This is a genomic window from Alcanivorax sp. HI0083, from assembly GCF_001635175.1.
In genome coordinates this window covers 1-809 of sequence record NZ_LWFX01000270.1, presented here as the reverse complement: position 1 = coordinate 809, position 809 = coordinate 1, and the positions used below count along the sequence as shown (strand labels likewise).

Genomic DNA, 809 nt, shown 5'->3' with positions numbered 1-809 from the left:
CTGACCAACAACGCCGGTGAAACCATCGATTCTTCCGTCGAGCGTGGCGAGCCCCTGGCGTACCTGCACGGCGCCGGCAACATCATTCCGGGCCTGGAAAACGCTCTGGTCGGCAAGGCCGCGGGCGACAAGCTGGACGTCACCGTGACTCCGGAAGAAGGCTACGGCGAGCGTCACGAGCAGCTGATTCAGCAAGTGCCGAAAACCGCTTTTGAAGGCAACGAAGACAACCTGCAGCCGGGCATGCAGTTCCAGGCGCAGACCGAAGCCGGCCAGCGTATCTTCACCATCACCGCCGTTGAAGGCGATGAAGTGACTGTCGATGGCAACCACCCGCTGGCAAGGGAAACCCTGAACTTCGCCGTGGAAGTGACCGACGTGCGCGAAGCATCCGCCGAAGAAAAAGAGCACGGCCATGTACATGGTCCGGAAGGTCACGATCACTAATCGCTGACGGCTCGCAAAAAAGGCTCCTTCGGGAGCCTTTTTTTGGTTCATCACGGAATTGAGTGATCAGCCAGCTTCAGAACGTGTCACATTATTCCGCCCTGGCAACCGCTGGACGCCGGATGCCCGATGACAGACGCTTGCATTCAAAACCTGAAAACCTTGGCCGCCATGCTCTCTGCGCAAAATGCCTTACCCGATAATTGCCTGAATCATGACCCTGACAATCCCTCAAAATACCCGTCAAAGCAGGAGGCCGTAACAACGACAACCTCTCAGGCTATGGGGTTTTACGTCAGGCATCCGGCGTCGAGCGTTTGGCAAAGTGCCGGGTATTCGGGATAAACCCATCAAACGGCGAG

At 57.4% G+C, this 809-nt stretch carries 1 protein-coding gene; it reads left to right on the top strand.

Going from position 1 to position 809, the window contains the following annotated elements; genetic code table 11:
* Nucleotides 1–447 (top strand): peptidylprolyl isomerase (locus A3754_RS02920; protein ID WP_063518805.1); only part of this gene is annotated, 447 nt, incomplete at its 5' end.
* Nucleotides 448–809: the final 362 nt, after the last annotated feature.